Annotated in this window: 16 protein-coding genes; 8 read left to right on the forward strand and 8 right to left on the reverse strand. The window is 58.2% G+C overall.

The window, feature by feature from the left end:
- Positions 1-17 precede the first annotated feature (17 nt).
- The 3 genes from MARLIPOL_RS11855 to MARLIPOL_RS11865 form a co-directional block, all read right to left on the reverse strand.
- Entirely contained in the window at positions 18-776 is a 759-nt protein-coding gene (locus tag MARLIPOL_RS11855) for a class II aldolase/adducin family protein (protein ID WP_012138371.1), read from the reverse strand.
- 128 nt (positions 777-904) lie between these two features.
- Positions 905-2,047 (reverse strand): acyl-CoA dehydrogenase family protein, encoded by a 1,143-nt coding sequence (locus MARLIPOL_RS11860; protein WP_012138372.1) that lies wholly within the window; start codon positions 2,045-2,047, stop codon positions 905-907.
- A 10-nt stretch (positions 2,048-2,057) separates the two neighbouring features.
- Complete coding sequence (locus tag MARLIPOL_RS11865) at positions 2,058-3,254, reverse strand: acyl-CoA dehydrogenase family protein (RefSeq protein WP_012138373.1); 1,197 nt, start codon at positions 3,252-3,254, stop codon at positions 2,058-2,060.
- A gap of 330 nt (positions 3,255-3,584) precedes the next feature.
- Here MARLIPOL_RS11865 and MARLIPOL_RS11870 point away from each other — a divergent pair, with 330 nt between their 5' ends.
- Positions 3,585-4,892: a DcaP family trimeric outer membrane transporter gene (locus MARLIPOL_RS11870; RefSeq protein ID WP_012138375.1), complete on the forward strand. Its 1,308-nt coding sequence runs from the start codon at positions 3,585-3,587 to the stop codon at positions 4,890-4,892.
- A gap of 129 nt (positions 4,893-5,021) precedes the next feature.
- On the opposite strand, the gene MARLIPOL_RS11875 is transcribed toward MARLIPOL_RS11870, so the two are convergent.
- Complete coding sequence (locus MARLIPOL_RS11875) at positions 5,022-6,065, reverse strand: AraC family transcriptional regulator (protein ID WP_012138376.1); 1,044 nt, start codon at positions 6,063-6,065, stop codon at positions 5,022-5,024.
- 115 nt (positions 6,066-6,180) lie between these two features.
- Between MARLIPOL_RS11875 and MARLIPOL_RS11880 the strand changes: the two genes are divergently transcribed.
- Genes MARLIPOL_RS11880 through MARLIPOL_RS11890 form a run of 3 tightly spaced genes read left to right on the forward strand, consistent with a single transcriptional unit; the run spans position 6,181 to position 10,942 of the window.
- A complete protein-coding gene (locus MARLIPOL_RS11880) occupies positions 6,181-7,788 on the forward strand; it encodes an FAD-binding oxidoreductase (protein ID WP_012138377.1) in 1,608 nt (535 codons plus the stop codon).
- A complete protein-coding gene (locus MARLIPOL_RS11885) occupies positions 7,785-9,389 on the forward strand; it encodes a glycerol-3-phosphate dehydrogenase/oxidase (RefSeq protein ID WP_012138378.1) in 1,605 nt (534 codons plus the stop codon). The genes MARLIPOL_RS11880 and MARLIPOL_RS11885 overlap by 4 nt, the downstream gene beginning before the upstream one ends.
- Positions 9,386-10,942 carry an FGGY-family carbohydrate kinase gene (locus tag MARLIPOL_RS11890; protein ID WP_012138379.1) on the forward strand — a complete coding sequence of 519 codons (1,557 nt, stop codon included), beginning with the start codon at positions 9,386-9,388 and terminating at the stop codon, positions 10,940-10,942. Before MARLIPOL_RS11885 ends, MARLIPOL_RS11890 begins: the two co-directional genes overlap by 4 nt.
- Positions 10,943-11,016: 74 nt before the next feature.
- Here the strand turns inward: MARLIPOL_RS11890 and MARLIPOL_RS11895 are convergent, their stop codons facing one another.
- The 3 genes from MARLIPOL_RS11895 to MARLIPOL_RS11905 all read right to left on the reverse strand — a co-directional run bounded on the left by MARLIPOL_RS11895 (position 11,017) and on the right by MARLIPOL_RS11905 (position 14,782).
- Positions 11,017-12,090, reverse strand: a complete 1,074-nt coding sequence (locus MARLIPOL_RS11895; RefSeq protein WP_012138380.1) for a peptidoglycan-binding domain-containing protein — start codon at positions 12,088-12,090, stop codon at positions 11,017-11,019.
- A gap of 264 nt (positions 12,091-12,354) precedes the next feature.
- Positions 12,355-13,524, reverse strand: a complete 1,170-nt coding sequence (locus MARLIPOL_RS11900) for an acyl-CoA dehydrogenase (RefSeq protein ID WP_012138381.1) — start codon at positions 13,522-13,524, stop codon at positions 12,355-12,357.
- Between the two features lie 52 nt (positions 13,525-13,576).
- Entirely contained in the window at positions 13,577-14,782 is a 1,206-nt protein-coding gene (locus tag MARLIPOL_RS11905) for a 3-oxoadipyl-CoA thiolase (protein ID WP_036191335.1), read from the reverse strand.
- A gap of 200 nt (positions 14,783-14,982) precedes the next feature.
- On the opposite strand from MARLIPOL_RS11905, the gene MARLIPOL_RS11910 reads away from it, so the two are divergent.
- Positions 14,983-16,335 (forward strand): hypothetical protein, encoded by a 1,353-nt coding sequence (locus MARLIPOL_RS11910; protein ID WP_012138383.1) that lies wholly within the window; start codon positions 14,983-14,985, stop codon positions 16,333-16,335.
- A 33-nt stretch (positions 16,336-16,368) separates the two neighbouring features.
- Here MARLIPOL_RS11910 and MARLIPOL_RS11915 read toward each other — a convergent pair whose 3' ends face one another.
- Positions 16,369-17,298 (reverse strand): 2-hydroxyacid dehydrogenase, encoded by a 930-nt coding sequence (locus tag MARLIPOL_RS11915; protein WP_012138384.1) that lies wholly within the window; start codon positions 17,296-17,298, stop codon positions 16,369-16,371.
- A gap of 284 nt (positions 17,299-17,582) precedes the next feature.
- On the opposite strand from MARLIPOL_RS11915, the gene MARLIPOL_RS11920 reads away from it, so the two are divergent.
- From MARLIPOL_RS11920 to MARLIPOL_RS11930, 3 genes are all read left to right on the forward strand, one after another.
- Entirely contained in the window at positions 17,583-18,407 is an 825-nt protein-coding gene (locus MARLIPOL_RS11920; protein ID WP_012138385.1) for an IclR family transcriptional regulator, read from the forward strand.
- A 291-nt stretch (positions 18,408-18,698) separates the two neighbouring features.
- On the forward strand, positions 18,699-20,792 hold the full coding sequence (locus tag MARLIPOL_RS11925) for a 3-hydroxyacyl-CoA dehydrogenase NAD-binding domain-containing protein (RefSeq protein WP_012138386.1): 2,094 nt from the start codon (positions 18,699-18,701) through the stop codon (positions 20,790-20,792).
- Between the two features lie 256 nt (positions 20,793-21,048).
- Positions 21,049-22,233 (forward strand): acetyl-CoA C-acyltransferase, encoded by a 1,185-nt coding sequence (locus tag MARLIPOL_RS11930; protein WP_012138387.1) that lies wholly within the window; start codon positions 21,049-21,051, stop codon positions 22,231-22,233.
- Positions 22,234-22,447: the final 214 nt, after the last annotated feature.

Below are 22,447 nucleotides of genomic sequence, written 5' to 3' on the forward strand. Positions count from 1 at the left end.
TGTTCTTGTCAGTGGATTCAAACGGCGTAACCCGGATTCTTGCTGTCCAGGAGTCGCACCAGTGCAGGCCATGTCAGTGCAGCTGCGCCACCCAGCGCCTGAGACTGGTCGGCTGTGGTCTGAATGGCCTGTTGCGAGGGCAGGTAGGTCGGGCCACAGCTCTGGGCCTTGACCTGGATTTCGCAGGCTTTCATCAGAAAATACAGGTAGGTAAAGGTTTCCGGTACGTCCTTGCCCGCGGTCAGTACCCCATGATTGCGTAACAGCATCATCGACTTGTCACCCAGATCCCTGATCAGCCGTTCCCGCTCGTCGAGGTTCAGGGCGACGCCCTCGTAATCGTGGTAGCTCAGGTGGTTCAGGCACAGCATCGCAGTCTGGCTCAGGGGGAGCAGACCATCCCGATGGGCGGATACGGCAACACCATCGGGTGCGTGCAGGTGCATCACCGCGCCGGCATCTTCGCGCCCCATATGTACGGCACTATGGATGGTGAAGCCCGCTGGATTGACACGGCTGAGGTTGCCAGACTCCACTACCTGTCCGTCCTGATCCACCTTCACCAGCGAGGACGCGGTGATTTCATGGAACAGCAACCCATAGGGGTTGATCAGAAAATGGTGATCCGGTCCCGGCACCCGGGCGGACAGGTGGGTGAATACCAGATCGTCCCAGCCGAACAGGGCGACCAGTCGGTAGGCGGCGGCCAGTTCGGTACGTACTTTCCATTCGGCTTTTCTCAGGTCCTGCTGTGATTGATCACTTGTTGTTGTCACCGTGATGTCCTCAACCTATGAAAAAAATTTTCCGCAGTGTACGGCATAAAAAAGGGGGTGGCTGCCGCCACCCCCGCAAAAGACCCCTGACTGGATAGAGAGGCCCAGGCTCACAAGTCCAACGCCTGTTAGCTGGCCTGCAGCAGGGAGGCGTAATGTTCCAGGTGGAAATCGTCGTCGCCCAGCTGGTGATTGATGGCGATCAATCGCTTGGCATAGTGGGCAAAGTTGTACTCCCAGGTCATGCCGATACCACCGTGAGACTGAATACCGGCCTCGGAAATAAACTGACCGGCCCGACCAATCACGTTCTTGGCCGCAGCCAGCACACGACGGCGTTCATCACTCTGTTCGCTGTCGGCGACGCTGGCGGACAGAATGGCCATGGAACGTGCCTGCTCCAGTTCGGACATCATGTCCACCATACGGTGCTGCAGTACCTGGAACTTGCCGATGGGTACGCCAAACTGCTTGCGCTGTTTGAGGTAGTCCAGGGTCAGTTCGTTGGCCATTTCCATCACGCCCACGGCTTCGGCGCACAGTGCGGCAATCGCACGGCCGGCCTGATATTCGATGACGTTAGCTGCGTTGCCTTCCTCACCCAGCAGCGCATCTGCGCCGACCTGCACGTTGTTGAGGGTAATGTCGCAGCCCTTGGCACCGTCGATGGTGGGGTAGGTGCGGCGTTCAACACCGGCAGTTTCCGGGCTCAGGGCAAACAGGCTGATGCCGTCGGCCTCGCGGGAATCACCCGAAGTGCGGGCGGAAACGATGATCAGATCGGCACAGTGGCCGCCGATCACCACCGCCTTGCGGCCGTTCAGGACATAGCCTTCACCCTTTTTCTCTGCACGGGTTTCCACGTTGTTCAGGTCATAGAAGCTCTGGGGCTCCTGCAGGCCGACGGCGGCTTTCAGTTCGCCACTGGCGATACCGGCAAGCCAGTGTTCCTTCTGGTTATCGTTGCCGGTCTGATCGATCAGGCCGCCACCCAGAATGACCGACTGCATGTACGGTTCCAGGCACAGGCCTCGCCCCAGTTCCGCCATCACAGACTGAACTTCCACGCCGCCCCCGCCGAAGCCCCCAAGTTCTTCGGAGAAAGGCACCGCAGTCAGGCCCAGCTCGCTGAGCTGTTGCCAGAAATCGGCACTGAAACCCAGGTTGGTCTCGCTGAATTCCAGGCGCTTTTCAAAACTGTATTCACCGCGCACCAGACGCGCCACGGTGTCCTGCAGCATCTGCTGCTCTTCATTGAGTCGGAAATCCATGGTCGCCTCCTTAAAGCCCGAGAATCATTTTCGACACGATGTTCTTCTGGATCTCGTTGGATCCGCCGAAAATCGACAGCTTGCGATTGTTGAAGTACTGGGCCGATAGTGGCGCGGCGTTTTCGTCCGACAGGAAATCACCCTCGTAGTCCATATCCAACTCTTCTTCGAGGAATGGCAGGGCGTAGGGGCCGATCGCGCGGCGCGCCAGGTCGTTGATGGCCTGGCGGATTTCGGTGCCTTTCACTTTCAGCATGGAACTTTCCGCGCCGGGTACGCCGCCGCCTTCGACCGAAGCAATAATGCGCAGGTTGCTGATGGCCGCTGCGGTCAGGTCGATCTCCACCTTGGCAATTCGCTGGCTGAAGGACGGATCCTCAATCAGCGGGCGGCCATTCTTCAATCGCCGTGAAGCCAATTCTTTCAGGTGTGACAGTGCCGCCTTGGACATGCCAATGCCGGCCAGGCCGGTGCGTTCATAGGTCAGCAGATACTTGGCGTAGGTCCAGCCCTTGTCTTCTTCACCCACCAGGTTTTCAACCGGCACCTTCACGTCTTCGAAGAACACTTCGTTGACCTCGTGCTCGCCCTCCAGGGTGATGATGGGACGCACGGTAATGCCCGGTGTGTCCATGTCCATCAGCAGGAACGAAATACCTTCCTGGTTCTTGACTTCGGTGTTGGTGCGCACCAGACAGAAGATCATGTTGGCGTGCTGGCCCAGGGTGGTCCAGGTCTTCTGGCCGTTAACGATGTAGTGATCGCCGTCGCGCACTGCGCGGGTCTTCAGGGACGCCAGGTCGGAACCGGCGCCGGGCTCGGAATAACCCTGGCACCACCAGTCCTCGCCGCTGAGGATCCGTGGCAGGTACTTCTGTTTCTGTTCTTCGTTACCGAACTTGATGATCACCGGTGCCACCATGTTCACCCCGAACGGGATGGAGCGGGGAACACCGTAACGGCAGGATTCTTCGTCCCAGATGTGCTTCTGCACCGGAGTCCATTTCACACCGCCATACTCTTCCGGCCAATGGGTGGCGTACCAGCCCTGCTCGCTGAGAATTTTCTGCCACCGCTGATGGTCCTCTTTGGACAGGCGGCGGAACCCTTTTACTTTGGCGGCGATGTCCGCCGGCAGTTTCTCATCCAGGAACGCTCTTACCTCGTCACGGAAGGCAAGTTCCTCGGCCGTGTAGTTCATGTTCATCGGATAACCTCGTCAATGCATTACAGCGAAAATATATACCGCATAGCAGAATTACTCAATGATCAGTCAAAGATTGCACCCCTGTCAATGATAATGAAACAAGAAAACACACAGTAATTACGACTTTCATCAAAATTTGGTTTCAATGACTTGTTGATAGCAAAAGCATCGTCTATATTCGAAAACACGGAAGATGGTACTGCTGTGCGGAACTAAAAAATCAACAAATACCGCACAGTGAAACAGCAAGATTGATTTGGTGTGAGCCAGTACCAGCACCGGAAATTTCAATAACAAAGACATGCAATCAACTCCGTTAAGAGGTTTGAGATGACAACAACAACGCGTTTTCACGCACGCCCACTCGCTCGTGCCATCGCCCTGACCAGCCTCCCGCTGATCGCTTTCGGGTCAGGATCTGCCCTGGCGCAGAGTTCCGAGCTGGACGAACTGCGAGAGCGGGTACAACTGCTGGAGAGCAAACTGGAAGGCGCCGTGGACACGGCACCTGAGTTGCAGGATGACAACCCCTATCTGCTGCGGGATGGTGACGGGATCAAAATAGGGAATACCACGATTTCATTCGGTGGCTTCATCAAGGCGGATGCTATTTTTGGCTCCAACGGAAACGGCAGCATGAACAGTTACAGTGTTGGTCTGCCACGAACCTTTGCGAAAGCGGCGGCTTCAGGCGAGAGCGACTGGAAGACCGGCCTCTCTGCTCGTGAATCGCGCATCAGTATCGGTACCAAGACCGAGGATGTTGCCGGTCATACACTGACCACCTATGTGGAGATGGATTTTAACAAGGAGATGAACGACGGAAATGAAGTCGTTTCCAACAGTTATTCTCCGCGTTTGCGCCAGGCTTATGGTTCCTGGAACAACTGGGACTTCGGTCAGACCTACACCACCTTTACCGACCTGGCCGCCATGCCGGAGGTGCTCGATCAGGGTAAGCAGGCGGCATTTATATACGTAACCCAGCCGATGATTCGCTACAATATGGCTGCGCCGGGCGGGAAGGTTATGATTTCCCTGGAAAATCCCGAGGACGGCTTCTCCGACAATTCCTATGATGATCAGTCTTACCCGGACCTGGCCATGCGCTACCAGATTCGCGGCAATTACGGGTTCTACTCCATTGCCGGTCTGCTGCGTAACTTTGAAGATGACGCCGCAGACGAAACCAGGATCGATGGCGCGGTCTCTCTGAGTGCTCGAATTCCCACCATTGGACGTGATGATCTGCGCCTGCAATACAGCTACGGCGCGCTTGGTCGCTACATGGGCCTGTTTACCTACCCGGACGTGGACCTGGCTGCGCAAGCCATGGGTGATGTGGAACCGCTCAAGAGCTATGGCGCTACAGCCGCCTACCGTCATTTCTGGTCACCGTCATGGCGCAGCAACCTGATCGTTTCTCATACCGAAATTGTCGATGACCTGGTGGCGCCGCCGGCCGGTACGTTGAGTTACTTTGATTCCTCGACGTCGGTTCACGCCAGCCTGTTGTGGTCCGCTCACAGGAATCTGACCCTGGGCGTGGAATACGCCTACTGGGATTTCGGAGAGATTGCCACCAGCAGCAGCCAGCACTACGAGCAGGTTATGGCCTCGGCCAAGCTGAGCTTCTGATCGGTAAGGCGCAGACATAAAACGATTGTTCTCAGGTGCGTTTGCACCCTTTGCTTCGCCCCGCAGTGTTCCCCCGCTGCGGGGCTTTTTTGTGGCCGTCAGTCTGCCTTGTGGCAGGGGAAACTCATGCTATGACGCCGAATCTTTACGCGTTTTGTTCCTGAACTCGCCGGGGGTGCTGCCGCTCCAGTCTTTAAATCGCCGATGGAAGGAGCGCACCTCGCTGAATCCCAGGCGCACGGTGATTTCCTGAATGCTCAGTTGGGTATTGGTCAGGTAGTCCCGCGCCAGTTCGTGCCGGATATCATCCAGCAGGCGCTGATAGGACAGACCTTCCTCGCCCAGTTTGCGTTGCAGCGTTCGCGACGTCATGGCCAGTTGTTCGGCCACCCTATCCTGTCGGGTCACTCCCTGTCGCAGTTGTTGATAGATAGCGTGCCTGACGCGAGTAGACAAACCATCGCGGTCCCCGAGGGTTTCCATGCGAGTCCGGGCGTGCTCTTCCAGGGTCTGTCTCAGGTCCGGGTCCGGTTGACGCAGGGGGGCGTTCAACAGTGACTGGTTAAAGCGGATGCGACTGTCCGGTTGATCAAACCGCACCGGGCAGCCCCAGCGATCGCGATAGGCATTTTCCAGTCCGGCTCCGGGTGAGGGGTGTTCCAGATCGACCTGCAGTGGCGCCGGTTCGTCATGACCTGCGAGCCAGCGGGCGTACTGTATCCAGGAGGCAAAAACGTTATCGATCATGTGGGGGCGCACTGCCGGATCGGTATAGGCACATGCCCAGATCAGGTGTGTTTCGTCGCCCTGCCGCAGGACCCGGGTCACCCCCATGTCGCCCACCAGTTTCTCATAGGGAGCAATCCGTTCGATCGCTTCTCCCAGGGTGGCACAGCTCATGGTGATGTAGCCCAGCACATTATAGGAGCCGGGCTGCACATAGTCGCCACTGTACAGACCCAGCAACGGATTACCGGTCTGTTCAGCCATCGCACGGATCAGTGCCTGAAAGCGGTTTCCGGGGACATGGCCCTGGGACAGGGTTGGCAGATCGGCAGGCAGGCCGGCTGCGTGGCACAGAGCTGCAACGTCCAGGCCTTCGTCCTGTGCCAGGCGAAGATACTGTTGGACGGCGGTGACGGAGGCGAGGCCAAGACTGTTATCTGTCGTCATTTGCTCATTCAGTTGTCGCTGATCGACCGTGACAGGATTGTGGTAAACGGTAAGACTCTACACCCTGGTGTAACCGTATAAGTGTAACCGCATTAGCGACAACAAGGAGCCACAAATGCGACGTTGGAACGGCTGGGGTGATGATCAATTCAATCTGGAGCTGCCGGCCAATGGCTCGGCCTTTCTCGCCGAGAGGATCGGCGGGGCGCAGCCGCTTCCCGATGCCACTCTGGAATCTGTACTGGCCAGAGTGCCCGAAACCCGATTGCCGCACCACGAAAAGGTGTCGACAGACGCCGAGACCCGCGTCCGCCACGCCCGGGGGCAGAGTCTGGCGGACTGGCTGGCCATGCGCAGCGGTGAGTTCGGCGTTTTCCCGGACGGGGTCGCCTTCCCGGAGAGCTCGGAGGACGCCCGGGAGCTACTGCAATGCGCTGCGCATACCGGTGCTATTGTCATTCCCTACGGCGGCGGAACCAGTGTGGCCGGCCATATCAACCCCAACGAATCCGACAAGCCGGTCCTTACCATCAGTCTTGCACGCATGAATCGCCTGCTGGATCTGGATCACGAGAGCCATATTGCCACCTTCGGTGCGGGCACGCCGGGGCCATTGCTGGAAGCCCAGCTCAAGGCTGAGGGTTACACTCTGGGGCATTTTCCCCAGTCGTTTGAGCTGTCGACGGTTGGTGGCTGGGTGGCGAGCCGGTCCAGTGGCCAACAGTCCCTGCGTTACGGACGCATTGAACAGTTGTTTGCCGGCGGGCGTATGGAAACCCCTCGCGGTCCACTCACCATTCCCACGATTCCTGCTTCTTCGGCAGGACCGGATATCCGCGAGATGATCATGGGCTCGGAAGGACGCATGGGATTGATCACCGAGGTTAAGGTACGTGTCACACCGCTGCCGGAGAAGGAGGCTTTCCACGTTCTTTTCTTTCCCAGTTGGGCGACCGCCCGCGATGCGTCCCGGAGCTTGGTCCAGTCGCGGGTGCAGCTCTCCATGATCCGGGTCAGCAACGCCAGGGAAACCGAAACCCAGCTGGCGCTGGCCGGGCATGAAAAGCTGATCGGCACCCTGGAGAAATTCCTGGCTTTCCGTGGCGTGGGCGACGGCAAATGCATGATGACTCTTGGCCTGACCGGTAGCAAAACCCAGTGCCGCGCCGCCCTGCGGGAAGTCCGGCGCATCTGTAAAGCTCACCGGGGGGTCTATACCGGTACCCATATGGGCAGCAAGTGGGCCGAAAAACGGTTCACCATGCCGTACCTGCGCGAAGCCCTCTGGCAAATGGGCTACGCCGTGGACACCCTGGAAACCGCCACGGACTGGGACAATGTGGACAACATGATCAACCGGGTGGAGGACAACCTTCGGTATGGCCTGTCTGAAGACAATGAGGCCGTGCATGTGTTCACGCACCTGTCCCATTTCTACACTCAGGGCTGCAGCATCTACACCACCTACGTCTTCCGCACCGCGGATGATTACGTCACGACGCACGCGCGTTGGCAAAAGCTCAAACAGTCGACGTCGCAACTGATCGTTGAGAACCGCGGCACCATCAGTCACCAGCATGGGGTTGGCAAGGACCACGCGCCGTACCTGCCAGTGGAAAAAGGCGAGCTGGGTATGGAAGCGATTCGTTCCCTGTGTGACCTGTTCGATCCCGATGCCCGTCTTAATCCGGGTACCTTGCTGCAGGAGGATTCCGGGTCATGACGGGTGCCAACTTGCCGGCCTGGCCGCGTGAGTCGGTGCTTGATCGGTTGCGTGGAGGCGAGGAACACTATGATCTGGTGGTCGTCGGCGGTGGTATCACCGGGGCGGGTATCCTACGGGAAGCGGCCCGGGCCGGTCTCAGGGCCCTGCTGGTGGAACAGCGGGATTTTGCCTGGGGCACCTCCAGCCGCTCTTCCAAGATGGTCCATGGCGGTCTGCGCTATCTCGGAAGTGGACACGTCGGGCTGACCCGGGACGCGGTGCGCGAGCGTCAGCGGCTGTTGCAGGAAGCCCCGGGACTGGTGGATCCACTGCCGTTTGTGATGCCGCACTACTGTCGGCAGTTCCCCGGTCCACGGCTGTTCGGCGCCCTGCTGTCGGTGTACGACTGGATGGCAGGAGAGCGCAATCACGAATACCTGAAAGGCGACCGGGTTCTTGAGTGGGTGCCGGGCCTCAACCGTGATGGCCTGTATGGTGGCACTCGCTTCGCCGACGCGGTAACCGACGATGCCCGCCTGGTTCTGCGTACGCTGCACGAGGCGGTGAGTGATGGCGCCGAGGTACTTAACTACGTGCGTGTCGAGAAAGTGGATCGTGACTCTGGCGGGGTGAAACGCCTCCATGTCAGCAACCAGATGAATGGCGAGTCCCTGACAATCAGCGCCAATCTGGTGGTCAACGCCACCGGTGCCTGGACCGACAACCTGCGCGCCCAATTGGGCGCGGAGAAAACCATTCGGCCCCTGCGCGGCAGCCATCTGGTTTTCCCCTCCTGGCGCTTGCCTGCAGCTTGTACCATTTCCCTGTTCCATCCGGACGATGGCCGCCCGGTCTTCATTTTCCCCTGGGAAGGGGTGACGGTGGTCGGAACCACCGACCTTGATCATTCGCTGACCCTGGATGACGAGGCCCGAATCACGCCGGAGGAGGTGGATTATCTGCTGGCGGTCGTGGGCCGGGTTTTCCCGGACAGCGGTGTTGGCACCGCCGATGTGCTGAGCACCTGGGCGGGTGTTCGTCCGGTGGTGGGAGGAAGCGCCAAGGACCCCTCAAAGGAAAACCGGGAGCATGCGATCTGGGACGATGGCGGCGTGATCAGTGTTGCCGGCGGCAAACTCACCACGTTCCGGCTGATTGCCCAGGATGTCCTCGCCAAAGGGCTGCCTTATCTGGACAAGCTGGAAACCGCAAGGTCGGACGCTCCCATCTTCCAGCGACCATCGACGCCCGGGCAGCGACCGGCATCGGTTTCGAGCCGGCAATGGCAGCGTTTGCAGGGGCATTATGGTGACCGGTTGCCGGAGGTGCTGGCGGCTGGCCCCCTCGAACCGGTGGCGGACACTGACACCCTCTGGGCCGAGCTGGTGTGGAGTGCCGCCAACGAAAGCATCCAGCAATTGGACGACCTGCTCCTGCGACGGACCCGTATCGGACTGTTGCTCCCCCGGGGTGGCGAGGCTGTCCTCGACCGTTTACAGGCGCTTTGCACTCCGGTGCTGAACTGGTCCGCTGAACGCTGGCAGGTGGAGAGGAATCACTACCTTGAGCTTTGGCGGCAGGCCTACAGTCTGCTCGATGAAGGGAGGAGCGCATCATGACGGCTCCATTGATTCTGGCCATCGATAACGGCACGCAGAGTGTGCGGGCGTTGCTGTTCAACCTGGAGGGCGAACTGGTTGGCAAGGGCAAGGAAGAGATTGAGCCTTATTTCTCTGATCAGCCTGGTTGGGCCGAACAACACCCGGATTATTACTGGCAAAGTTTGGGCAAGGCGTGCAACAAGCTCTGGGCGGATACGGACGCCCGCCCGAAAGAGGTCAGGGCAGTCACTGTCACCACTCAGCGTGGCACGGTACTGAATCTGGATCGCAACGGTGACGTATTGCGTCCGGCCATTACCTGGCTGGATCAGCGCCACGCCCGTGCGGAAGGCCCGGTGCGAGGACCCTGGGGCTGGTTCTTCCGGCTGCTGGGGTTGCAGGACACTATTCGACGGTTTCGGGAAAATGCCCAGGCCAACTGGATTGCCCAGAATCAGCCGGACATATGGAACCGCACGGACAAATTTGTGCTGCTTTCCGGTTACCTCAATTGGCGCCTGACCGGCCGGATGGTGGACTCGGTCGGCAGCCAGGTGGGTTATATTCCCTTCGACTACAAACGGCAGGTCTGGGCCGGCAAACGGGACTTCAAATGGCAGTTGATGCCAATCAAACCATCCATGCTGCCGGAACTCGTGCAGCCGGGGGAGAAAATCGGCGAACTGCAGTCAGAAGCGGCCAGTCAACTGGGCCTTCCCGAAGGGCTGCCGGTTATAGCGGCGGCCTCGGACAAGGCCTGTGAAATCCTGGGTTCCGGCGGTTATGCGCCGGACATCGGTTGCATGAGCTATGGCACCACGGCGACCATCAACACCAACAGCGCCCGATATGTGGAACCGATTCGCTTCATGCCGCCATACCCGTCGGCAATTCCGCACCACTACTGTACGGAGGTCATGATTTATCGGGGTTTCTGGATGGTGAGTTGGTTCAAGCGCGAGTTCGGCCAGCGGGAGCAGCGCATCGCCGAGGAGCGGGGTATCCAGCCGGAGGCCTTGTTCGACGAACTGGTCAATGAAGTGCCACCGGGTTCCATGGGGCTCACCCTGCAGCCGTATTGGTCACCGGGGGTTCGTCAGCCAGGGCCGGAGGCCAAAGGGGCGATCATCGGTTTCGGTGATGTGCATACTCGCTCCCACATCTACCGTGCCATCCTGGAAGGGCTGGCCTACGCCCTGCGTGAGGGCAAGGAACGGATCGAGAAGCGCACCGGTGTGCCAATCACGCGTTTGCGGGTAGCCGGTGGTGGCTCCCAGAGTGATGCCGCCATGCAGCTGACCGCGGATATCTTTGGTCTGCCGGCGGAGCGTCCTCATACCTATGAAACATCGGGCTTGGGAGCGGCGATTGATGCGGCGGTCGGGTTGGGGGATTACCCGGACTTTGAAACGGCAGTAAACAGAATGACGCGGGTGGGGCAGGTGTTTGAGCCTAATCCGGAAACCCAGCAGCTGTATGACAGGTTGTACCGGGAAGTTTACCAGGGCATGTATGGGCGTTTGCAGCCGTTATATGCCCGTATTCGTGATATCACCGGTTATCCCAGATAGGCAGGGCGACGGTCCTGTCGCCCAAAAAATAACCGCGACCAAGGTCGCGGTTATTTTTCGTCCGGAATCTTTAATCAGAGTTCAACTCCGAGGTGCTCCAGGGACGCGATAGTGAGGTTGCCAGAGGGCAGGTTATTGTCTTTCTGATAGGCGATCAGGGCTGCGCGGGTCTTGGAGCCGTAGACGCCGTCGATCCAGACCGGATCGTAGCCTTTGGCTTCGAGAGCTTGCTGCAAGCGCTGAACCACACCCTCAGTGACGTTGGTTTCGCACAGAATTTCACGCCATTCCATGTCGGCTTCGGAAACCTTCACGCTCTTGGGAACTTCCGCGTAAACGGCAGGGATGGTGACCGTCTTTTCCTGGGGTGGTTCGACTTGCTGGACCACCTTCACGGTTTTGTACTCGGCGGGAATTGTGACTTTCTCGGTATGGGCCGGTACATCCACCACACGTTTGGTGACAGTCTCGTACTCTGCAGGAATTTCCACAGATTCGGTGCGCTCCGGGAGAACCAGTTCTCTGCGCTCAATTGTTTTGTATTCTGCAGGCACTTCCACCAGGCACATGATTTCACCGGTGGATTCGTTGATTTTCTCAATCGGGCCGCGACCTTTCTTCCAGGTGCTGTAGGCCGGCTTAACCAGAACTTTTTCGGTGACGGTTTTGTATTCTGCCGGCTTGGTGACCAGCTTGCTGGAAGCTTCTTTGACCAGTACCCGCTCGGTCACGGTCTTATAGGTTGCCGGAATCACCTTGAGTTCTTCGTAGGCTTCGTTAACCAGTACCCGTTTCTCTACGGTTTTGTACTGTGCCGGTTTGGTGGTCACCTTGGTGTCTTCTTCGGAGACCATTACACGCTGCATTTCCGTTTTGTAGGTTTCCGGGATGACAACGCGGGCATAACAGTGACCGGGCTGGGCGTTGGGCGGCAAAAGTTGTGACTGGTTTTGTGTCGAAGGCTCAGAGGAAGACGATTGTTGCTGGTTGTTCAGTTGCGCACGTAACTGCTGGTTTGTCTGCTCCAGACTTTGTTGCCTGTTCTGGAGCTCCTGGTATTCGGGGCTTTCTTGCACAGATTGGGTTGAAGCACAGCCTGCGGCCATGGCGGCAATGATGGCAGTTGTTATTAGACGGGATTTCTTCATGGGTTTCTCCTTAACCAGAAGATAATATATTGAAATAAAGGCACCGATCGCTTGGGATTGGCGTCTGAGATTAGGGGTGACGAGCGCCGCCTATTGTTAAGTCGTGTTAAAGACTAGCATTAACAACTAATTAAATAGGTGCTTCAGGAGGGGCAGAAGGGGCCAGAATTATCCTGGTGACAATGTTGTGAGACGTTTCACCGTATATGTTGCAGAAAAAAGGCAGAGCCGGGGCTCTGCCTTTTGGGTTTCCCTCAATGGAGATCAGCTGAAAGCCTGAATCCCGGTCTGGCCACGGCCCAGAATCAGGGCGTGGACATCGTGAGTACCTTCATAGGTATTCACCGCTTCCAGATTCATCACGTGGCGAATCACGTGGTACTCATCAGAGATGCCGTTACCGCCGTGCATGTCACGGGCAACCCGGGCGATGTCCAGAGCCTTGCCGCAGTTGTTACGCTTGAGCAGGGACACGGAATCCGGAGTGGCAACGCCGTCGTCCATCATGCGGCCCAACTGAAGCACCGCCTGAAGGCCGATGGTGATTTCAGTCTGCATGTCCACCAGCTTCTTCTGGATCAGCTGGTTGGCGGCCAGCGGCCTGCCGAACTGCTGGCGCTCCAGGGTGTAGTTGCGGGCGGCGTGCCAGCAGAACTCGGCGGCACCCAGAGCGCCCCAGCTGATGCCGTAACGGGCCTTGGTCAGGCAGCTCAGCGGGCCCTTCAGGCCTTCGACTTCCAGCTTGTTCTCTTCTGGTACAAACACCTCGTCCATAAAAATGGAGCCGGTGTCAGAGGCCCGCAGCGAGAACTTGCCTTCGATCTTCGGTGTTTCCAGGCCTTTGGCGCCTTCACGCTCGATCACGAATCCGGTTACTTTGCCATCAAGCTTGCCCCAGACCACGCAGACATCGGCAATGGGGGAGTTGGTTATCCACATCTTGGAACCACTCAACAGGTAGCCGCCGTCGACTTTCTTGGCGCGGGTTTCCATGCCGCCCGGGTCGGAACCGTGGTTGGGCTCGGTCAGGCCAAAGCAGCCGACGTACTCACCGGAGGCCAGTTTCGGCAGGATACGCTTTTTCAGCGCTTCCTGGCCGTAGCTGAAAATGGGGTACATGACCAATGAAGACTGCACGCTCAGGGCAGATCGGTAAGCGGAATCCACCCGCTCCACTTCACGGGCGATCAGACCATAACAGACGTGGTTCAGGCCGGGGCCGCCGTATTCTTCCGGCAGGGTGGCGCCGAGCATGCCCAGCTCGCCCATGTCGGTGAAGATAGAGCGGTCGAATTTCTCGTGGCGGTTCGCTTCGATAATGCCAGGCATCAGGCGCTGGTCACAGAAGGAGCGGATGCTGTCGCGAACCTGACGCTCGGTTTCATCCAGTTGCTTGTCGAATTGCAGCAGGTCATCCCAGGGTGCGGAAGCCATAGTGGTATCTCCTCAAAAAAATTAGTCTGTAGCTTGTTTAATCGGATGCTCTTTAATAGGTAACCCGTTCAATCACAGCAGCAATGCCCTGGCCGACGCCAATGCACATGCTGATCAATGCGTAACGCCCACCGCTGCGCTCAAGCTGGCGAGTGGCGGTCAATGCAATCCGTGCGCCGGATGCTCCCAGGGGATGGCCTACAGCAATGGCACCGCCGTTGGGATTCAGCCGGGAATCGGTTGGGTCAATGCCCAGTTTGGTGGTACAGCCGAGAACCTGGGCGGCGAATGCCTCGTTGATCTCGATCACGTCCATATCGTTGATGCCCAGACCCGCACGGGCGAGGGCTTTCTCGCTGGCCGGTACCGGGCCGTAGCCCATGACCCGCGGGGGAACCCCCGCAATGGCTGCGGAGACGATACGGGCGCGGGGCTGGATGCCGGCTTTCTCACCGGCCTCGCGGGAGCCGATGATCAGGGCAGCGGCGCCGTCGTTGATGCCGGAAGCGTTACCTGCGGTCACTACGCCGCCTTCAAACAGGGAGCGTAAGCCTGAAAGCGCCTCCACTGTGGACTGGGGGCGTGGGTGTTCATCACTGCTTACGCTGACCGGCGGTTTTTTCCGGCCCTGAGGCACTTCAATGGCAAGAATCTCTTCATTATAGAAGCCGTCCTTCAGAGCAGCGTCGTAGCGGGCCTGACTCTGGGCGGCAAACTGATCCACCACTTCCCGGCTCAGGTCCAGCTCCCGCGCAATGTTATCGGCGGTTTCGGGCATGGTGTCCGCGCCGAATGCCGCTTCAATACGGGGATTGGGGAAACGCGCGCCAATGGTGCTGTCGAAGGCACGGAAGTCCCTGCTGAACGGGCTTTCGCTCTTGGCCATGACGAATGGCGCCCGGCTCATGCTTTCCGCGCCACCGGCGACAAACAGATCGCCCTCGCCACAGCGAACCGCCCGTGAAGCGTCGATGATAGCCGCCAGGCCAGAACCGCACAGGCGGTTGACGGTGAGGCCGCCGGTTTCAACAGGGAGGCCAGCCATCAATCCGGCATGGCGGGCCAGGTTGCGGGCGTCTTCACCGGCCTGGTTGGTGCAGCCGGCAATGACATCCTCGTAGGCTTCTGCGGCAAACGCATTACGCTCAACCAATGCCTTGATGACGCTGGCCAGTAAATCATCCGGTCGCACCTTGGCCAGTGCGCCTGCGTGTCGACCGAAGGGTGTTCTTAGCCCGTCATAGATGAATGCGCTCATGGCATCTCCCGTTTCATCAGAAGACATGGTCCCCATTGTGATCTTCCCATTATAAGGAGGAAAGGGGTGGGGGTTGTCATGTCATTAATGTTGATATAGTTTCGTATAGCGGAATTAAGTTTTGTATATTGGTTGCTAAAGACTAATCCGGGTCTGTGTGAAATGCAACCGATACCATCATCGAAAGGCACTAATCTGTTATGAGCCGTTTTCTGGTTCCTGTCGCGGTTTTGCTGGAACTTATAGCGCTTTGCATCTCCAGCCCACATCTTAGTGCGCTCGCCGGCGTGTTATTTGTTCTTTACTTTCTGTTCGCCCTGTGGCGATTGCAGGCCTATTCCCGCTACCTGTTCCTGATTTCCCTGCTGGCCATCGGCTATCTGGGTGTTGTCGGCCAGCTGGATTCCGGTGATCTTATGCGGGCCGCCTCCAATGCCGCCTTTTACGCCGCCTTTCTGGGAAGTCTGGGGATGATGCAGTGCCTGGTACGGCGGCTGGAGGTATTGCAGAGAATCCACGATGTATTACTGGGTGGACGCCCGGCGTTGTTGTACCCGAAATACGCGGTGGTGAGCTGCGGTATCGCCTCGGTGCTGAGTTTCGGGGTGATGAACCTGCTCTGCGGCACCCTGGCGGATACCCTCGGGCAACGGGGTATTACTGGTGTCTCGCGCCTGCGGTGGCTGCGCAGTGTGTTGATCAGTACGTTGCGGGGATTCGCTCTGGTGCCGCTGGTAGCGCCCACCAGCGTTGCGGTCGCCATTATTACCCGGGAAGTGCCCACGCTGAGCTGGTCCGGCCTGCTGCCCTATGGCATTGGCAGCGCGATATTGCTGGTACTGGTGGGGTGGGTGCTGGAATACAAGCGCTTTCGCCTGGTCAGCAGCGAGCGTAAGCCGTTGGAAACCTGGCCGGCCGGAAGCGGGCGATTATTGCCCTTGGTACTGATCATCTTCACCGCCATGGGGGTGCTGGTACAGTTCACGGCTCTGAAGGTGTCGGTGGCGGCCATGCTGACGGTGCCGGTGGTGACCCTTCTTTATATGCTCTGGCACGATCGCTCAGCGACAGAGGTGGCGCGGGAGGCCGCTGACAATATGCTGGGTATGAGCAATGAGATGTCCATCTTTGCCGGTTCCGCCGGGCTGGGCGTGGCGCTGGTGGGTGTGATTCCGGCAGATGCCCTGGCAGGCATGGCATCTGGTGAGCTTGGTGTATTGGTGCTGGCGGTGTGTGGGTCGCTGATGATGCCCCTGCTATCGGCAGTGGGGATTATTCCTATCACCGTGCTCAGTGTGCAGGCGGGATTGATGCCTCAGTTGGTGACGGAGGGGGTCGACCCGTTGCCCGTTGCGGTCGCGCTGGTGATCGGTTTCTCCCTGGCCATGATGCTGTCGCCGTTCGGCCCGGCGGTGATGTTGCTGTCACGGTTTGGTCAGGTGTCACGGTGGGTGGTGGCATTTGGCTGGAACGGAGTGTTCGTCCTGTTGTCCCTTCCGTTATTGCTTGTAATGCTATGGGGAGTATTCGCGATGGCGCCGGCCATGGGGTGATTCCAGAGTGACCGGCGCGATTGTCTGGCGCAATCAGTAACCCCGGCTGGTGTCCACGATACCGGTAATCGATTGACCGCTATGGTGCGCACGGATTTTGCCGGTAATCTGTTCCAGTGTGGCGTCCCGAAGGGTGCGCGCCGAAATGTGTGGCGTGATGGTGATCTCCGGACGCTGCCAGAACGGGTGGTCCGACGGCAGCGGCTCCTGGCGGAATACATCCAGAGACGCCCGCGCTACATGACTGTCATCGATGGCCCTGAGCAGGTCGTCCTCCACCAGATGCTCCCCCCGACCGACATTGATTACCACCGCACCAGGCATCAATTGGCTGAGATGCGTGTAATTAAGGATATCCCGGGTTTCCTCCGTCAGCGGCAGAGTATTTACCAGCACCCGGGTTGATTGCAGGAAATGGGGGAGGCTGTCGGCCCCGGCAAAGGTCGTAACTCCTTCCAGGTCATGTTCGCTACGGGCCCAGCCGTTGACCCGGTAATCCAGGTCGGAGAGAGTGCGTGCCACCCGCTTGCCAATGTGGCCAAGGCCCATCACCCCGACTGGCCATTCACTGCGCTTGATCGGACGGTGAATTTTCCAGATGCCTTCACGCTGTTGTTCCCGATAGGTTTCCATGCCTCGACTGGCTTCCAGTAGCTGGTGCAGCACATATTCCGCCATTTGCACGGACATGCCAGCATCTTCCAGCCGCACTACAGGGAGGTGAGGCGGGAGGTTGGGCACGGCCAGCAGGCCGTCGATGCCAGCGCCGAGATTGAATACCGCTTTCAGCTTTTTCTCACGTTCAAACAGTTCTGCTGGCGGCTGCCAGACAATGGCGTAATCGGCGTCCACGGTCGGGCCATTGGCATCCCATACATGAATCTCGGCCTCCGGAAGCAGTTCCTTGATGGGTACAGTCCAACGCTCTGGCTTGGGGTCTCCTGCGACAAATAGAACTTTCATGGGCTCTCCGGGGATCGTCAGTTGCATTAAATTTGGTTACTATATTCCGCTTTGCAGAATAATATACCGAAAAAGATCCGTAAACCCGGGGTTCTGTCCCGCAGTGGTGGAAGAAAACTGAAACATAAAGGAAGAGTGTTTCATATTTGGCACGACTTTTGATAATGGTTTGTGGTACTTGATATCGACAACGATTAAAATACCGCAACTTTTCTTCTATCCGACGAGTATCCGGGTATCCCGGGCACACCGGAACAGGCGCAGTTGTTGGAGGACGCCAGTTTATGACAAAAGCACAGATCACTTCACCGGAACTGTTGGCGGCATCCGGCGACGGCGAACCGGTAAAGCCGGAAAAGGATCGCAAGTTCGTCGAGGCGCTTTCCCGCGGTCTCGACGTGCTTCGTGCCTTCAGTCAGGGCTCGGTGATACTGGGAAACCAGGATATTTCGCGTCTGACTGGGCTGCCGAAGCCAACCGTTTCGCGCATGACCTACACCCTGACTAAACTGGGCTACCTCAGTTACAACGCCCAGCTGGAAAAGTATCAGCTTAGCTCCGGCGTGCTGGCTCTGGGTTACGCCTATGTGTCCAACCTCAAGGTACGCCAGTTGGCCAAGCCCTACATGGATGAGTTTGCACGTCAGACCAACATGTCCGTCGGCCTGACCTGCCGCGACCGCCTGCACATGATCTATGTAGAGAACCGGCTGCCCCCGGAAGCCTCATTGCTGCGCATGGACATCGGCCTGAAACTGCCCATGGCCACCACATCGGCGGGCCGCGCCTACTATTGCGCTATCTCCGACAAAGGGCGCAAAGTCATTGATGACGCCATGGAAGCAAAGTATGGCGACGCCTGGCCGGAGAAGCGGGAAGGTCTTGAGCGTTCAATGGAAGACTTTAAGCAGTACGGCTTCTGCCTTTCCCTGGGAGAGTGGGATCGCAACATCAACTCCGCCGGTGTGCCCATTCACCTGCAGGACGGCACCATTATGGCCCTCACCTGTGCGGCGCCATCGTACCTGATTCCCGGCGAAAAACTGCGGGATTCGATTGCTCACCAGTTGGCGATGCTGGCCAGCGATATTGAATCGCTAGGTGTTTGATTCTATCGGCTAACTGAAGAAGCCTGGGGCCGGACGGGGATCTCCCTCCGAAACCGTGCGGAGCCATGGATGGCGGAGCCGAGCGTACAGGGATGTATTCACAGCGTGTTTCGGAGGGAGATCCCCGTCCGGGCCTCCCCCAAGCTGATATACCCGAGAACCCCAGAATTCGTTCTGGGGTTTTTTTATGCCTGCATTTTAATCCATGGTTGAAACCTGCCGAAAACTTGTATTAAATCGTACTTATGTTTCGCTTGATAAAACTACATTCCATATAGGCGAGGAGAGATTATGTCTGAGGTCGTAACTTACAACCGGGAAGGCGCCATTGGTGTCATCACAGTGAACTACCCGCCCGTGAACGCGTTGGGTCATGCGGTTCGTTCCGGTCTGGTGGCTGCGCTTGAGCAGGGGCAGCACGACGCAGACGCCAAGGCTCTGTTGCTGGTTTGCGAAGGCCGCACCTTTATTGCCGGCGCCGATATCCGCGAATTCGGCAAGCCGATGCAGGAACCGGGGCTAACTTCCGTTATAGATCAGTACGAAAATAGCGACAAACCGATTGTCGCCGCCATCCACGGCACCGCCCTCGGTGGTGGTCTGGAGACCGCGCTGGGCTGTCATTACCGGGTGGCCCTGAGCAGCGCCAAGGTTGGCCTGCCGGAAGTGAAGCTGGGCTTGTTGCCTGGTGCCGGTGGTACCCAGCGACTGCCGCGTCTGACCGGCGCCCGGAAAGCCCTGGAAATGATCACCTCCGGTGAGTTTGTAAGCGCCAGGGATGCCCTGGCTCTGGGTATTGTCGATGCCGTTGAGGATGGCAGCGATATCAAGGCCGTTGGTCTGGCATACGCTCAGAAAGTTGCCGATGAAGGCAAACCGGTACGCCGAGTGCGGGATCTTACTGACAAGGTCGAGGCCGACAAGGGCAGTGAGGTTTTCGACCAGTTCCGCGCGGGTCTGGAAAAGAAAGCGCGTGGTTTGTTCTCGCCGTTCAAGTGTGTGGATGCGGTCCAAGCGGCCTTCAACCTGCCGTTTGATGAAGGCATGAAGCGTGAGCGCGAACTGTTTATGGAGTGCATGGACTCACCGCACCGTGGCGGTCTGATTCATTCCTTCTTTGCCGAACGCGAAGTTTCCAAGGTAAAAGGTCTGTCCAAGGACACGCCGGTCCGTGACGTTAACAGTGTGGGCATTATCGGGGCTGGCACCATGGGTGGCGGTATCGCCATGAACTTCGCCAATGTTGGCATCCCCGTGACCATCGTGGAAGTGAAGCAGGAAGCCCTGGACAAGGGTCTCGGCATTATCCGCAAGAACTACGAGAACTCCGCCAGCAAAGGTCGCATCACGCAGCAGCAGGTTGAGGAGCGCATGGCGCTGATCAGCGGCAGCCTGACCTATGACGCCTTCAGAGACGTGGATCTGGTGATTGAAGCCGTGTTCGAGAACATGGCCATCAAGAAAGAGATCTTCGGCAAGCTGGACGAAGTGTGTAAGCCCGGGGCCATCCTGGCGTCCAACACCTCCACCCTGGATATCGACGAAATTGCGTCGGCTACCAAGCGTCCGGAAGACGTGGTGGGCATGCACTTCTTCAGCCCGGCGAACGTCATGAAATTGCTGGAAAACGTGCGTGGCAGCAAGACGTCCGATGAAGTGAAGGCCACGGTGATGGCCGTTGCCAAGAAGATCAAGAAAGTCGGCGTGCTGGTTGGCAACTGCCACGGTTTTGTCGGCAACCGCATGTTGCACAAGCGGGGTGCGGAAGCCATGGCGCTGGTGAACGAAGGCGCCAGCCCGCAGCAGGTGGATAAGGTGCTGACCGATCTGGGTTACCCCATGGGTCAGTTCGCCATGTCGGATCTGGCGGGTATCGACGTGGGCTACCGTATCCGCGAAGAGCGCCGCAATGCCGGTGAAGATGTAGCCCCAAGCTGGATGGACAAGCTGGTGGAGATGAACCGTCTGGGCCAGAAGACTCAGGCTGGTGTCTACAAGTATGAGGAAGGCAGCCGCAAGCCGATCCCGGATCCGGATGTGGATCAGCTGATCGCTGAGTTCCGCAAGGAGCAGGGCATCACGCCACGGGAGATTTCTGATCAGGAGATCCTTGAGCGCTGCATGTACGTGATGATCAATGAAGGCGCCAAGATTCTGGAAGAAGGTATCGCCGATCGTTCGCTGGATATCGATGTGGTGTGGATCTACGGCTACGGGTTCCCGGCCTACCGTGGTGGTCCGATGTTCTGGGCGGACCAGGTTGGTCTGGACACTATTCTCAGCACCGTCAAAAACTTCCACGACACCTTGGGTGGTCAGCAGTGGAAGCCGGCGGCCCTGTTGGAGAAGCTGGTCAGTGAAGGTCGCAAGTTTGGCGACCTTTAAAGACTAGCCTGCTGGTGTTGGGGCCGGTCCCGGGGTGGGGTGTCTTTTCTTCTGGGAAAAATAACTCGCTGCGCTCAGACATCTTTTTCCCGGCAGAAAAGACACCCCACCCCGTGACTGACGTTACCACTGAGGTTTATCCAGTAGGTCGGATTAGGCGAAGCCGTAATCCGACAACCCAGATGTAAAGCTCAATATAAGTGTCGGGTTACGGCTTCGCCTAACCCGACCTACCTGTTTAGGAAGGAATTTTTTTATGTCAGACGCCGTTATTGTTTCCACCGCCCGTACCGGCCTCGGTAAATCCTACCGTGGCGCCCTGAACAACACCCACAGCGTGGACCTGGCTGGTCACGTTATCCAGCATGCCGTTGAACGTGCAGGTATCGACCCGAGCATCGTTGAAGACGTGATTCTCGGCGCCACGTTCCACGAAGGTGCCCAGGGCAAGAACATGGCGCGCCTGGCCGCTATCCGCGCCGGTTTGCCGGTGACCACTGCCGGTGTCTCCATCAACCGCTTCTGCAGCTCCGGCTTGCAGGCCATTGCCATGGCCTCCCAGCGAGTAATCTCCGAGAAGGTTCCGGCCATGGTGGCCGGTGGTGTGGAATCCATTTCGCTGGTGCAGAACGACAAGCTCAACAGCTTTCACGCCACCAACGAGTGGCTGATGAAGAACAAGCCCGAGCTGTACCTGTCGATGATCGAAACCGCTGACATCGTCGCCCAGCGCTATGGGGTTACCCGTGAGTCCCAGGACGAATACGCGCTGATCTCCCAGCAGCGCACTGCCGCCGCTCAGGAAGCCGGCAAGTTTGACGACGAAATCGTGCCGTTCGATGCCACCATGATGGTGAAGGACAAGGAAACCGGTGATATCAGCTATAAGGACGTCACGTTGAACCGTGATGAATGCAACCGCCCCAACACCACACTGGAAGGCCTTCAGGGTCTGAATCCGGTGCGTGGGGACGATCAGTTCGTCACGGCTGGAAACGCATCGCAGCTGTCTGACGGCGCATCCGTGTGCACGGTGATGAACTCCACTTACGCCGAGAAAAACAACATCGAACCCATGGGCATCTTCCGTGGCTTTGCGGTTGCTGGCTGCGAGCCGGATGAAATGGGTATCGGTCCGGTATTTGCCATCCCGCGTCTGCTGGAGCGCACCGGTCTGAAAATGGATGACATCGATCTGTGGGAGCTGAACGAAGCCTTCGCCTCGCAGGTGGTTTACTGCCGCGATCGTCTGGGCATTCCGATGGAAAAACTGAACGTCAATGGTGGTTCCATTGCAGTAGGTCACCCATACGGTGTCACCGGCTCCCGTTTGACCGGACACGCCTTGATTGAAGGCAAGCGTCGCGGCGCGAAGTATGTGGTGGTCACCATGTGCATCGGCGGTGGTCAGGGTGCTGCCGGTCTGTTCGAGGTGGTTTAACCTCGGTGAATGAATTGGTCTTGGGGTGGCCTCCGGTAGCCTGCGGGTTTCGGGGCTGGGCCCGGGGTGGGGTGTCTTTTCTTATGGGAAAAGAACTCGCTTCGCTCAGACACCTTTGTCCCGTCAGAAAAGACACCCCACCCCGAGCCGGATCTGACAGCACAATTAGCGCCACGTTGCCACGTTGCCACGTTGCCACGTTGCCACGTTGCCA

This window comes from Marinobacter lipolyticus SM19 (genome assembly GCF_000397065.2).
GTDB classification, from domain to species: domain Bacteria; phylum Pseudomonadota; class Gammaproteobacteria; order Pseudomonadales; family Oleiphilaceae; genus Marinobacter; species Marinobacter lipolyticus.

Excerpts from the sequence above, each read along its gene's own strand:
- MARLIPOL_RS11865 (WP_012138373.1), bottom strand. The coding sequence starts at position 3,254 with ATGAACATGAACTACACGGCCGAGGAACTTGCCTTCCGTGACGAGGTA.
- MARLIPOL_RS11930 (WP_012138387.1), top strand. The coding sequence starts at position 21,049 with ATGTCAGACGCCGTTATTGTTTCCACCGCCCGTACCGGCCTCGGTAAA.
- MARLIPOL_RS11870 (WP_012138375.1), top strand. The coding sequence starts at position 3,585 with ATGACAACAACAACGCGTTTTCACGCACGCCCACTCGCTCGTGCCATC.
- MARLIPOL_RS11885 (WP_012138378.1), top strand. The coding sequence starts at position 7,785 with ATGACGGGTGCCAACTTGCCGGCCTGGCCGCGTGAGTCGGTGCTTGAT.
- MARLIPOL_RS11900 (WP_012138381.1), bottom strand. The coding sequence starts at position 13,524 with ATGGCTTCCGCACCCTGGGATGACCTGCTGCAATTCGACAAGCAACTG.
- MARLIPOL_RS11895 (WP_012138380.1), bottom strand. The coding sequence starts at position 12,090 with ATGAAGAAATCCCGTCTAATAACAACTGCCATCATTGCCGCCATGGCC.
- MARLIPOL_RS11880 (WP_012138377.1), top strand. The coding sequence starts at position 6,181 with ATGCGACGTTGGAACGGCTGGGGTGATGATCAATTCAATCTGGAGCTG.
- MARLIPOL_RS11910 (WP_012138383.1), top strand. The coding sequence starts at position 14,983 with ATGAGCCGTTTTCTGGTTCCTGTCGCGGTTTTGCTGGAACTTATAGCG.
- MARLIPOL_RS11920 (WP_012138385.1), top strand. The coding sequence starts at position 17,583 with ATGACAAAAGCACAGATCACTTCACCGGAACTGTTGGCGGCATCCGGC.
- MARLIPOL_RS11915 (WP_012138384.1), bottom strand. The coding sequence starts at position 17,298 with ATGAAAGTTCTATTTGTCGCAGGAGACCCCAAGCCAGAGCGTTGGACT.
- MARLIPOL_RS11905 (WP_036191335.1), bottom strand. The coding sequence starts at position 14,782 with ATGAGCGCATTCATCTATGACGGGCTAAGAACACCCTTCGGTCGACAC.
- MARLIPOL_RS11925 (WP_012138386.1), top strand. The coding sequence starts at position 18,699 with ATGTCTGAGGTCGTAACTTACAACCGGGAAGGCGCCATTGGTGTCATC.
- MARLIPOL_RS11890 (WP_012138379.1), top strand. The coding sequence starts at position 9,386 with ATGACGGCTCCATTGATTCTGGCCATCGATAACGGCACGCAGAGTGTG.
- MARLIPOL_RS11860 (WP_012138372.1), bottom strand. The coding sequence starts at position 2,047 with ATGGATTTCCGACTCAATGAAGAGCAGCAGATGCTGCAGGACACCGTG.
- MARLIPOL_RS11875 (WP_012138376.1), bottom strand. The coding sequence starts at position 6,065 with ATGACGACAGATAACAGTCTTGGCCTCGCCTCCGTCACCGCCGTCCAA.